We start from the raw sequence: 13,293 nt of genomic DNA, 5'->3' as shown, positions 1-13,293 counted from the left end.
GTGAATGAGAAACACAATGATATATTGTTTTGGAAAATATGTTTTCTTTAAAGGAATTCGATAAATAACAGGATGAAGTCATGTGTCATCTTCACTTTTTAAAAGTACGGCTCTGAATGCTTTCGACTGTTGTAAAGTTGAATTAAAAGGAGATAGTAAAATCGGAACTGATTTTTACATGTTCTTACCCTTTATTAGGCTATCTTGCCATGAATATTGCCTAAAAGGCATATGTAAACTCTTGTTTCTCAATTTTGGCATATGTTTTGTCTGCTTACAAAGTACATATTGTTTCAATATAAGATCTATCGTGAGGATGTTGATTATGTCAGCTCTGGGGGGTGATTAGACAGCAGTTAAGTAGGTGTTTTTAATGCATGTTAACTGATTAAGGGTGTTTTTGAATAACAACTTTAAAGGTGATTTTTCTGTCGTTTTTCAGTTATATTTTGCAAATTATTTGTAAAAGCAACAGATTTAGATTGTATTTTCGAGTAATTTTTTAATTTCATATTTACATAAAACACAAAAAATATTAATAATCCTCTTGTTTTTAAATCAAAATGTATTAAATCTTTCTAATTAAGTTTTTTATACGTTATGTATTGCTCTGTAGTGGGGCGTAATTGTGGTGTAATTATGGTAAATCTATTTAAAAAACGTTTCTCCTTATGTACTTTTACAACAGCATTTCTTTTTTTTGCACACAATGTTGATGTGCATGCAATTTATTTTGAAAATGTCGTTTGTTCTGAAAATGTTATACCTTTTCGGTGCGCTGATGGTAAGAGATATGTCATTCATGATAAAACTTATCAGAAAACTGAGGAAAATAAAGCTAAAGAAGTGGCCATAGAAGTATCTGGAAAAGATACATTGGTGGATGGGCAAAATATATTTATTACTGATATTTCGGATAAAAATACTGATTTGAAAAAAAACTTTTGGAAGTATGGTATAAAGGCGGATAATTATGGAAATGTTGAGATAGGAAGTGGAGGAATTCATTTGTCTCGTGGTATTGGGGTTCATACAGGAGAATGGGGAAAAGTTGGATTATGGGGCGTTTATATTATCGATAATGGTATTCAGGAGATAGATTTAGACAATCATGAACAAGGCTCAGCTTTTCAGATGACCCAAGAAGGTGGTTCTATTTATTACGGGGCAAGTAACGTTAAGGTTGCTAATGCCCACGGTATATCATTGCTGGGAAAAGAAGGTTGGGTTGATATTGTACATTCTAACGTTTCCGTAAATAGTGATGTGTCTTATGGCATACGCTTTGTGGAAGGCGAAAAAGCTGGAAACAAGCACACAGAAAGCGCTTCTGTAAAAAAGGATTCCTATACTTTTTTCGGGGAGAAAGATTTATTTGGAAGTTTGCCAAAGACGAATTTACCTATGCGAGGGGAGGTGTATTTGAGAAAGACTTCTTTTAAAGTTCCATATAGTACAGCTATTTATAGCAACAAATCCGGTGGTCGTATTAGACTTTTAGAAAAATCTGAAATTTCTGGAGATTTATTGTTGAAGGCTGAAGGGGGCGCTTTAGTAAAGATTTCAGCTAATGATTCTGTGCTTGTCGGGGGAGTGCATATTGATGAAAGCTCTTCTGCTGAATTTCGGTTAACAGGTGGTTCTAAATGGACTTTATCGCTGTCAAAATCAGGAAATGAAAAATTACGCAACTTTGGTTCTATAGGTGATTCATTGGTTTCATTGATGCAGCTTATTGATAGTTCTATTGTTTTTGAAAAAAACACAGACAATACAATGAGTGATTATCAAACACTTCGTATTGGAAAAGGAGAAGGTGTTGTTTATCAAGCGCGGGGTGATGCGCATATTTACTTTAATACATATTTAAATAAGGGGGGAGCGATTAGAAATCAGAAAACTGATAGGCTTTTAATTTATGGTGATATTGAAGGAAAAACAATAATACATATGCAAAGCGTTTCAGGAAGTCCAGGAGGGAAAACGGGGAGTGGTGGAAATAACCAGGGTATTTCTATTATTCAGGTTTCTGGAAAAGCAGAGGAGGAATCTTTTCAGTTAGATGGTGATTATGTTGCATTGGAGGGCTTGCCTTATCAGTATAAGCTCTATGCTTATGGTCCAGGATCCCATTTAGGAAAAGCGGATTCTGTTCAAAGGCTTGTTGAAGGTAAGGGAGATTTTTGGGATTTTCGCCTAGAAAGCCGGAATGTTCAGTCATTTACTGATTATAGGCATATTTCTATGGTTTCTGAGCGTACACTTCCTGCACGTGCGTCTTCTGCGGATGTTGTTCCGGTGTCTTCTGCGGATAGTCTTTCTAAGATTGAAAATGTTTTCCCATCTGGACGAGGTGTGAGATCTGTTGTTCCTCAGGTACCAACTTATCTGCTTTTGCCAAATAGTTTATTCCATGCTGGTTTAATGGATATCAGCAATCAAAACAAGCAGTTGGAGATAGTACGGACTCATCCTAGTGGAATGTTGGAAATTCGTGAAAATTCTGCTTCATTTTTGCGTGGCTATGGTGGAAGTTATCGTTATGTCTCAGATTTATCTGCGCTTAAATATGGTTATGGGGGAGATCTAGGGTACTATGCGCTAGAGACAGGTGTTTTGCTACAAAAAATTGAAAATGTTGACAGTGCTATATCCTTTGGGGTTATGGGGTCTTATGGAAAGCTTTCTCTACAGCCTCGAGATGTTACACAAAGCCAAAAAAGTACATTTGATAAATGGACTGCTACAGTCTATGGCAGTATGCAGCATGATGCAGGATTCTATGTTGATGGTCTTTTATCCTATGGTCTGTTTAAGGGAGATGTTCTGACAACTGCTCGGGGTAAGACTGCAACATTGAAGGGTAACCCTTTAAGTGTTTCCTTAATGGGTGGTCAGAAAATTGCCACAGGATATGAAGGTGTTGTTTTTGATCCACAGGTTCAGGTTGTTTATCAACATCTTCAATTTAATGAGGCCCGCGATATTGATAATTTTAATATTGAGATGGATAAACTTGATCAATTGATGGTGCGTGTGGGTGGTCGTTTGAAGAAGACTCTTACTGCACCTGAAAAAGATCGTGATGTTTCTTTCTATGGAAAGATTCATTTTGTCCATGATTTTGGCAAAGAAAGAGCTGTGCGCTTTAAAGATTCTTTCCAATTAGGGGCTTTTGGTTCTTCTCTAGAGGCTGGATTAGGTCTTAATGCTCGCTTGTCTCAAAAATTTGCGCTTCATGGTGATTTGGTTTATCAGCATAAGTTGAGCAAAGGTGGTTTTTCTGGAATCAGTTTTTCTGGTGGATTGCGCTATCGTTTTTAGGTGATCATCTTGGGGTAAGTTGTTTAAAAAGCCACAAGCTATGCTTGTGGCTTTTTATTATTTGTTTGCAACTTTTTAAATAAGCTTTTTAAAAAAATGTTTTTTTTTGCATGAGCGAGTTTGTTTCTTTTTAGAAACAAGATAAGGCTTTCTGGTTTGCAGTTTTCGCTTTTTATGCTGTTTTTCTTCTTTGAGTGTATTTTTATTAAATTCTCTTGAAACCATCGCTTTGGGGTAGAATTTCTATTTATATTTTTACGCGTATTTATAAATAATACAATTTTAAATTGTGATATTTTGAGATTCTGGCTTTACATAAAACATGTGGTCGATATATAAAATACAAAACGTATTTTAAATTATTACGCGTAACCAAAGTTATTAAACAGAACGCGTTTTTTTTGTTTTTAGGGAAGGGGAAGAAAGTTTGTAGAAAATTATGTTTAAAAATCATCTCTCTTTATGTCATTTTACAACGGTTATTTTTTTCTTTGTATACAATACTGATGCAGGTGAGACTTCTTCTGAGAAGAAGCAATATTCATGTAACGAAAGTGCTTCATTTTATCGCTGTAATGATGGTAAAACGCATGAAATTTCCAAGAAAACTTATCAACTTACGGGTGAAAGTTCTGATGCTGCCATAGAGGCATCAGGGAAAGATACAGTCATTGAGGGAGAGGCTATAATCATTAACGGTGTTTCGAATGCACATGGACATTCAGAAACAAACGCTTGGACAACAGCTGTAAAGTCCTCAAATGGGGGAGGCGTTGCTCTATTTGATTCCATGTTAAATAACGTGTCGATAGGGGGCGATGTTAATGAGGAGGGGGCTTTTGAGATGCAGGATGGGGTGATTAAAGCAACCAGAATGGGGATCAGTGTTGCGGGTAAAGGGTCGTTTGTTTCTTTGACCAAGACAGAGATTAAGACATCTTCTGATGCGATAGGTCTTTTGAGTCATAATGATGCAAAAATTTATATGAAAGAAGGAAAAATTGATTTTACCAGTGGTATTGGTGTTCAAACAGGAGGAGAAGGAGAAATTAATTTAGATGGTGTTTCTATTACAGGGAGGGGAAAACAGGGGACAAATACAGGTAATCATCGCGAAGCTTCTGCTTTTAGTATGCTGCAGGGGAAAGGCTCTCTTAATTTCCAGAAGGGAAACGTTAATGTCATTAGAGCGCATGGTATTGCCTTGGAGGGGAATGATAATAATACTGCTCATATCAAATATTCCAATGTTTTTGTGAGAGGGAATGCATTTAATGGCATGCGCTTTTTTTGGGAAGCTGTCTTAAATGATAAAAAAACAATTATGCCTGGAAAAGGGACTGTCTATTTGACAAAGACAACCGTTATGGCTCCAGAAAGTACGGCTATTTATAGCCGCCAATTCGAAAGTTTTATTAAACTCTCACAACATTCAACAGTTTCTGGAGATTCACTCCTGAAAGCTGTTGAGCATTCCAATGTAAAGATTGAGGCTAATGCTTCTACCCTTGTAGGAGGCGCACATGTTGATGGAAGTTCTACGGCTAAGATAGAGTTAAAAAATGGTTCAAAATGGATTTTATCGCGACCAAAATATGACAAATTGCAAAATTCTGATGCGTCTGGTTCTAATTTAGGGGACTATTCCTTCATTTCATCGGTCAATCTTATGGATAGTTCTCTTATTTTTGAAGAACTAAAATCCAAAACGACTGATGGTTATCAGACACTTCTTATCGGAAAAGGATCGGGGATTGTTTACCGTGCACAAGGCGATGCGCTTCTTTATCTTAATGCATATTTGGATAAAGGGGGAGCTCTGCAAGAGCAAAAAACTGACCGGCTTTTAATCAATGGTGATCTTGAAGGAAAGACGACAGTCCATGTGTATAGTGTTCCTGGAAGCTCAGGGGCATTGACGGGAGATGGTGGTAATAATCAGGGGATTTCCATTATTCAGGTTTATGGACAAGCTGCTGAAGATTCTTTTCAGTTAAAGGGGGGATATGTCACACTTGAAGCCTCCCCCTATCAGTATCATCTTAAGAGTTATGGTCCAGGCTCTACTTTAGGGGCAGCAGATTCAAATCAAAGAGTGCTTAAAAACTCTGGAACATTTTGGGATTTCCGCCTCGAAAGTCAATTTGTTGATTCTTCCTCTCTTGATCCCACTAAAGTTTTTCCCGTTCTTGATTTGGTTGTCCCTCCTTCTTCTGATGATATTCCTTCTTTTCCTAAAATTTATCCTAATATTACTGGAGGAGAGGATGGTTCTATTGATTCTAACTCTCAGCAAAAACCTCAGGAGCCAAGTCTTTCTTCTCCTGTAGATTCTCCTGATCGGGATTTCCATCTTACGACCACACCTAATGTATCTGATGTTTTTGTGCTTGAGATCCCCCATCCTCCTTCCTCTCTTGCACCTGTTATTCCCGCTATTGCTGAATCTAATCCAGTTGCACCACCTGCATCTGGTTCACCTGTTCCGCCGCATGTTTCACCCACTCCTTCTGTTGTTGCACCACCTGCGTCTAGTTTTTCTGTTCCGGCATCTGTTTTTGAGCCTTCTTCTCATTTTGAGCCAAATGTGAGAGTCGTTGTTCCACAGGTTCTGACTTATATTCTTGTGCCAAATACCTTATTTTATGCTGGATTGATGGATATCAGTAATCAAAACAAGCAGTTGCAATCGCTGCGAACTGTTTCTGGTCGGTTATTGAAAAATGATGGAAATCCCGCTTTGTTTTTACGCGGTTACGGTGGACATCATCGTTATACTTCAAATTTATCTGTACTTAAATATGGTGATTATGGCGGTGAGCTTGATTATAATGCACTAGAGGCAAATATTTTACTCAAGAAAATCGAAAGTGCATACAGTACGACATCTTTTGGGATTATGGGGAATTATGGCAAGCTTTCTTTGCAGCCTCGAAAGGTTAAACAAAGTCAAGAAAGTATATTTGATAAATGGACAATCACGGCATATGGAAGCATGCAGCATGATACGGGTCTTTATATGGATGGTCTCTTTTCTTATGGTTTGTTTAATGGAAATGTTCTCACACTTGAGCGAGGTAAAACAGCTACATTGAGAGGTAAGCCGCTGAGTGTTTCCTTAACTGCTGGTAAAACGTTTATGATCGGCAGTCGATATTTTATTTTTGAACCACAAGTTCAGTTTGTTTATCAAAATCTCCAGTTTCATAAGACTCGTGATATTGATAATTTTAATATTGATATGCGAAGCCCAGATCATTGGGGGATGCGTATTGGTGGGTATTTAACGAAGACACTTACATTTACTAAAGATGCACATGTTCTTTCATTCTATGGTAAGCTTCATTTCATTCGTAGTTTTGATGATAAACAATTTGTATATTTTAAAGATGCCTTCCAGCTTGGTTCCTTTGGGTCTTCTTTAGAAGCTGGATTTGGTGTTTTTTCGCAATTATCTCCAAAAATTATTTTTCATAGCGACCTGATTTATCAGCATAAATTTACGAATGCCGGATTTTCTGGAACGCATTTTTCTGGTGGATTAAGCTATCACTTTTAATTGTATTTTCCTTTAATATATCCTTTGTGGAAAATATAAGTACAAAGCATGGTTTTATAGTGTTATTTTCTGATTTTTGACTTTATGTATAATACAAAACAACTTATTATGACGGCACATAATAAGTAGATGAACCAGAGGTGTCTTTTCGATTTTTTATGAAGATAAAATAAAGAAAGTTTAGACTAAATTATGATTAAAGTATTAAAACGCCATGTGTGTGTTTTCTTACGACCTCTATTTTTTCTTCGCGCACAATATAGATGTGAGTGCAGAAGGTTATAAACCCTCATGTAATTCTCTTTTTAAATCGTATTCGTGTGATACAGTTGGTGCTGCTTGTACTTTTGGAAGTCGTAATAAGTTATATATGAGTGGATTGGATAGGAAGGACTACAGGTGTTATTTTTACAATACAATCTCATAACATAGTTATTAAGCCGGAAAAAAGTAAAGGGGAAAAGGCATTTCAGGAATTGGTGGAATTTTAGAATTAAATAGATCTGAGAAGATTACATCAGCAGTGGTTGTGTCAAAAGACAATAAAACTTCTTTTAAAAAGAGTTCTATTATAGGAAATAGCGAAAAGAAAAGTGGTAGAAATGCCAAGTTATCTCAATCTGTGTTTGGTGTGAAGCAGAGCGGTTTTTTTCTTTGATGAAGGTAAGATTCAGGTTTCTGATGTTCATGACATAGCGATTGAAAGTGCAAAACCGGTTTTTAAGGAAAGGTGATTTGAGTTTCGAGATAGTTCTATGTCTTTGGTTTCTTTTGAAAACTCAGAGATCATTCTTCAGGGACAAAGGGTTCATAGTTTGCATTTTAGAGGAAGTACTTCTCAACATGAATATCAAGAGGGAGTGCTTCTTATAAGTTTAGGTGAATTTCGATTTAAAAAGACTGCTCTTCATGTTCTTGATGGTACGGCTATTTATAGTAACGATGCTAGGAGGTATCCTTATATTACGGCATCAGAGGGGTTCGCGTATTTTTTGCTGATCGGTTATTAGATGTCAAAAATAATTCATTTGTTGCGCTTGGTGCCTATGCGTCTTTTCTTGCAGGAGGAGCACATGTTGAGAAAGGTTCTTATGGTAGTGTTGAGTTGTTCAATCAATCTCTATGGACTGTAAGAGCAAATAAAAATGCGCTTGAAAATAATCATAAAAAAGTTCCATATTGTGTAGGTTCATCTATTTTCTTTGTAAGGCTTATTGATAGTTTTATTTTCTTTCAGAAACCAAGAAATGATTTTTATCAGACACTTCGTGTTAGGAGATTGGATGATGATTATGGTTTAGATCATGCTTACGTTGTAGGAGAGGACGCACGCTTATATGTTAATGCATATCTTACTGCAAATGGTAAAAGCAAGGGAATAAAAGCTGATAAACTTCTTATCTATGGTGATGTTTATGGAAAAAGTAAGGTGCATATGTCGATGTTACAGTGGCTTCAAAAAAAATAAAGAACCAGAGCAAAGGTAAGCAAAAAGACGATAAAAAAGACAGCCTCAGTGTTTCAATTGTTCAGGTTTATGGAAAGGCTGCGGATGATTCCTTTAAATTAACAACAGATTATGTTGCTCTAAGAGGAGCGCCTTATCGATATAGTGTTCGTGCTTATGGTCCCAATTTTTCTCATAGACAGGTAAAGGTGGGGATGGATCCGTTAAAGAGAAAAATATTGAGTATAATGGAGATTTTTGGGATTTCCGACTTGAACTGAATATGTTCAGAAACTTTCTCATCTGCATCATATGCGGTTGGAAAATGATGTGTCTCATTCTTTAAGTACTCATACTCATCATAATAATGTTTTAGCTGATCATGATGCTTCTGTTCTTTATCCTGAAGAGGGCATTAAAGCTGTTGTTCCGCAAGTTTCAGCTTATCTATCGATGCCTCATGCTTGTTTCAGGTTGGTTTGATGGATATGAACAATCACAATAAACAGCTGGAAACATTGCGTATTGCTGCTGGGACTTTAGGGGAAAAAGATAAAAAATCCTGCACTTTTTGTGCGAGGTTACGGTGGAAGTTATCGTTATGTTTCTGACCTATCTGAGTTTCAATATGGTTATGGTGGAAATTTGAATTATAACGCTATAGAGGCAAGTGTCTTGCTCAATGCGATTGAGGATACACATCACACTTTAAGCTTTGGAATAATGGGGAATGATGGAAAAAATTCTCTACAACCTCAAGATGTTGAAGAAAACAAAAAGTACATTTGATAAATGGTCTATTACACATATGGCAGCATGCAGTATGATACAGGCTTTTATATCGAGGGTCTTTTTTCCTATGGTTTATTTAAAGGGAATGTTCTCACGAGAGGCAAGAGGCAAGACAACAACATTGAAGGGAACACCTTTGAGTGCTTTATTGATTGCGGGTAAGTCATTTATGACAGGACATAAAGGGGTTATTTTGATACCGCAGGTTTAGGTTGTTTATCAAAATGTGCGGTTTGATCAGGCGTTTGATATTGATGGTTTTGATATTGATGGTTTTGATATTGAAATAGAAAAACTTGATTTGTGGGTGATGCGTGTTGGCGGGTCTTTAAGAAAGACGCTTGCTGCTTCTGAAGAGGCTCTGGTTGTTTCTTTCAATGGCAAGTTTCATCTTGCCATGAGTTTTGGAGGAAAACAACGTGTACAGTTTGGAGATGAATTCCAATTAGGGGGGGGTGGTTCTTCTCTAGAAGCTGGAATGGGGGGTAATGCTCAGTTATCTTCAAATTTTTTATTGCACGGAGATTTAACCTATCAGCATCGTCTTAGTAAAACTGGTTTTTCAGAGATGATTTTTCATGCGGTTTACACTACGCTTTTATGTATATTCTGAAATATAGAATAACATTTACATAAATATAGAGTATTTTATGAATTGCAAAGCAAGTATTTATTTGTTATACTTAAAACTATTCATATGTTTAACTTAACATTATTTCAGATCTCATTCACTTTTAAATAAAGCGGGGGAGAAGGATTTGCAAAAGAGTTATGGTTAATATATTTAAAAATTATAGGTTGACTTTTACAACAGTTGCTTTTTCTTTTTTTTGGGTTGTAAATATTAATGCTGGCTTTCATGCTTTTGCAGCTCCCTGTGATGAAACAGGGAGCTTTTATACGTGCAGTGATGGTAAAAAACATACACTTGAAAATAAAACTTATAATTTAAAAAGTTCTCAAGAACATGCTCCTGATTCTGCTCCTATTAAGGCTATATATGTAGAAAAAGCAGGTACAGTTGTTGATGCATCTCAGATAAATGTTTATGGCGATGATTCAGGTCAAATATTGACATATGGTGCATATGCAAAATATGGTGCGCGTCTTAATCTAAAAAATTCAAATTTTAAGAATGTACGTGCTCTTCATGCTGAAAATGCGGTCATTAGCATGACAGATGGATCAATTACGGAAACTTCTCACGCTATGTATGCATTGGGTGAAGAAGCGGATATTGCTTTAGTGCGTGTAAAGATTGAGATTGAGCCAGACAACCTGCAAGATATCGGGTTTGTGAGTAGACTTGGTGCAAAGATTAGGATGTCAGGCAGTACTGTTACATTTAATGGGAAAGGTAGATTTTCATCATTTTATGGGGGAGGGTATAATTTCGATAGTACTATCATTAAGGGTAAAGGAAAACAAAAAACTACTATCGTCGATGAGGAAGGTTTTGATAAAATACCAGAAGCTTTCGATGTCTCTCAAGGAAGTAATGTTCAATTGAGTAATAGTTCTATTGAACTGAGTGATATGCATGGTTTTTTGGTGAAAAATTCTTCGGTTGATGTGAATGATAAAGAAAAGTTGTTGTGGAAAGCATTTAGTTCATCGGATGAATTTAAGAAGACAAATATTAAGATTAACAAATCCAATGTTTCTGTGCAGGGTAAAGGAGTACATGGTCTGTATTTTTATGGATTAGAACCAGAGGAAGGGTTTAGAATAGCTGATTCAACTAATGAAATGTTGTTACAAGGCAGAAATATCATTATAGGAAAGGCATTTGTTCAGTTATCAAAGACAAACTTTACAGTTCCAGAAGGTATCGCCATTTATAGCACTGGGACTGATGGTTTTGGAGCTAAAGCTACCCTTGAACTATTGGACGATACAAAAATCTCTGGTGACTTATTAATAAAAACTGAAAAAGATTCTTCTCTTCTTGTTCAAGCATATTCTTCAACCCTTATAGGGGGAGTGCGCATTGAAGATAGGTCTCGCGTAGATTTACAGTTAAAAAATGGTTCAACATGGTATCTTACTAAAAGTAAATATCAAGGTTTAGAAGAAAAGGATGTTACGGTTTCATCGCTTTCTACTTTGAGTCTCCTTGATAGTACGCTTGTTTTTGAGAAATATGTCTCTCAAGATTATCAAACATTGCATATTGGAAAGAAAATATACAATAAAGAAGATGTTTATGCATTAGATGATATTGGTAAAACAGCGGGTGTGGATGACGTATACAATAAAGTATACAGTGCGGAAGGTAATTCTCGGATTAAGATGAGCACATTTATGAATAATGATGGTTCATTTGATCCTCAAAAAACTGATCGCGTTTTAATCTATGGTGATGTTTTGGGAACCACGCTCATTGGAATGGAAAAATTTCAAAAAGCTTCAGATACAAACGTGATTGACGGAAGTCATCAAAGTGTTTCGATTATTCAGGTTTTTGGAAAAGCAAAGGAAGATACTTTTAAGCTTTTGAATGATTATGTTGCGATAAATGGATTTCCTTATCAATATAAACTTCGTGCTTATGGTCCTGGTTCTTCTTCTGGAGAAGCAAGTCCCGAAAATAGATTGGTTGAAGGGGAAGGAGATTTTTGGGATTTTCGTCTCGAAAGTGTTTACATTAATCCTGAATTAGATCCTTCTGAATCTATTTCAGTTCCGTCTATTAAGCCTACGTCCACAGTTTTACCACCTAAATCTGAAGCAGAAACTATACCTTCTGAACGGCCATCAGAAACTATTGCGCCTGAACAACCTCCTTCTGTTGAGCCTTCACTTATACCATCTACACCTTCTTTGCCTGAAACATCTGAGCCGTCTGAAACATTTATTCCTACGGATTCTACTCTCACTCCTTCTGCCCCTGTTTCGCCTGCACTTCCCTCTGTCCCCTCTGTTCCAGAGGACGCTTCTTCCGTGCAACCTATGCCTGCATCGCTTGTTCCAGTTGAAACTTCTACTGATGAGGTTTTGCCATCTAAGCCCTCTGTTTTAGAGGACATTTCATCTACGGATTCTGTTCCCACTTCTTCTGTGCCTGTTGAACCTGTACGTCCTTCTGTACCAACTGTTCCAGAGTCTCCTTCTACTGATGAGGTTCTGCCATCTGAGCCCTCTATTCCGGTATCTCCTTCATCTCCAGATTTTGTTCCCACTCCTTCTGTGCCTGTTGAACCTAGAGTTCCTTTTGTACCAACTGTTCCAGAGGCTCCTTCTACTGATGAGGTTCTGCCATCTGAGCCCTCTATTCCGGAGGACACTTCATCTACAGATTTTGTTCCCACTCCTTCTGTGCCTGTTGAACCTAGAGTTCCTTTTGTACCAACTGTTCCAGAGTCTCCTTCTACTGATGAGGTTCTGCCATCTGAGCCCTCTATTCCGGTATCTCCTTCATCTCCAGATTCTGTTTCTCCTCCTTCTGCCCCTGTTGAACCTGCACGTCCTTCTGTACCAATTGTTCCAGAGGACCATTCTTTTGTGCAACCTATGCCTGCACCGTTTGTTCCAGTTGAAGATTCTACTGATGAGGTTCGTCCATCTGAGCCCTCTGTTCCGGAGGACACTTCATCTCCAGATTCTGTTTCTCCTCCTTCTGCGCCTGTTGAACCTGTACGTCCTTCTGTACCAACTGTTCCGGAGGACCCTTCTTTTGTGCAACCTATGCCTGCACCGTTTGTTCCAGTTGAAGATTCTACTGATGAGGTTCGGCCATCTGAGCCCTCTGTTCCGGAGGACACTTCATCTCCAGATTCTGTCCCCACCCCTTCTACCCCTGTTGAACCTGTACGTCCTTCTGTACCAACTGTTCCAGAGGACCATTCTTTTGTGCAACCTATGCCTGCACCGTTTGTTCCAGTTGAAGATTCTACTGATGAGGTTCGTCCATCTGAGCCCTCTGTTCCGGAGGACACTTCATCTCCAGATTCTGTTTCTCCTCCTTCTGCGCCTGTTGAACCTGTACGTCCTTCTGTACCAACTGTTCCGGAGGACCCTTCTTTTGTGCAACCTATGCCTGCACCGTTTGTTCCAGTTGAAGATTCTACTGATGAGGTTCGTCCATCTGAGCTCTCTGTTCCGGAGGACACTTCATCTCCAGATTCTGTTTCTCCTCCTTCTGCCCCTGTTGAACCAAAGCCTTCTGGGT

Annotated in this window: 9 protein-coding genes; all 9 read left to right on the top strand. The window is 37.7% G+C overall.

The features are described from left to right. Nucleotides 1-639 precede the first annotated feature (639 nt). Nucleotides 640-3,324, top strand: a complete 2,685-nt coding sequence (locus tag ACFIK3_RS08100) for an autotransporter outer membrane beta-barrel domain-containing protein (RefSeq protein WP_375676523.1) — start codon at nucleotides 640-642, stop codon at nucleotides 3,322-3,324. A gap of 439 nt (nucleotides 3,325-3,763) precedes the next feature. After that, on the top strand, nucleotides 3,764-6,883 hold the full coding sequence (locus ACFIK3_RS08095) for an autotransporter outer membrane beta-barrel domain-containing protein (protein WP_375676522.1): 3,120 nt from the start codon (nucleotides 3,764-3,766) through the stop codon (nucleotides 6,881-6,883). Between the two features lie 755 nt (nucleotides 6,884-7,638). Next, the gene (locus ACFIK3_RS08090; RefSeq protein WP_375637801.1) at nucleotides 7,639-7,893 is read left to right on the top strand and encodes a hypothetical protein; all 255 of its coding nucleotides are present in this window, start codon (nucleotides 7,639-7,641) and stop codon (nucleotides 7,891-7,893) included. Between the two features lie 95 nt (nucleotides 7,894-7,988). Continuing rightward, on the top strand, nucleotides 7,989-8,351 hold the full coding sequence (locus ACFIK3_RS08085) for a hypothetical protein (RefSeq protein WP_375676521.1): 363 nt from the start codon (nucleotides 7,989-7,991) through the stop codon (nucleotides 8,349-8,351). After that, the gene (locus ACFIK3_RS08080; RefSeq protein WP_375676520.1) at nucleotides 8,333-8,611 is read left to right on the top strand and encodes a hypothetical protein; all 279 of its coding nucleotides are present in this window, start codon (nucleotides 8,333-8,335) and stop codon (nucleotides 8,609-8,611) included. The genes ACFIK3_RS08085 and ACFIK3_RS08080 overlap by 19 nt, the downstream gene beginning before the upstream one ends. 49 nt (nucleotides 8,612-8,660) lie before the next feature. Next, nucleotides 8,661-8,813, top strand: coding sequence for a hypothetical protein (locus ACFIK3_RS08075; protein WP_375660161.1), 153 nt, complete (start codon nucleotides 8,661-8,663; stop codon nucleotides 8,811-8,813). 247 nt (nucleotides 8,814-9,060) lie between these two features. Then, the gene (locus tag ACFIK3_RS08070) at nucleotides 9,061-9,333 is read left to right on the top strand and encodes a hypothetical protein (protein ID WP_375676519.1); all 273 of its coding nucleotides are present in this window, start codon (nucleotides 9,061-9,063) and stop codon (nucleotides 9,331-9,333) included. Between the two features lie 15 nt (nucleotides 9,334-9,348). Next, complete coding sequence (locus ACFIK3_RS08065) at nucleotides 9,349-9,735, top strand: hypothetical protein (protein ID WP_375676518.1); 387 nt, start codon at nucleotides 9,349-9,351, stop codon at nucleotides 9,733-9,735. 158 nt (nucleotides 9,736-9,893) lie between these two features. After that, nucleotides 9,894-13,293: hypothetical protein (locus tag ACFIK3_RS08060; protein ID WP_375676517.1), on the top strand; the 3,400-nt coding region annotated here is incomplete at its 3' end.

The organism is Bartonella sp. CB10SXKL, assembly GCF_042195515.1.
GTDB lineage: Bacteria > Pseudomonadota > Alphaproteobacteria > Rhizobiales > Rhizobiaceae > Bartonella.
Note: the sequence above shows the minus strand (reverse complement) of the source record. Positions and strands in the feature narration are given on the sequence as shown.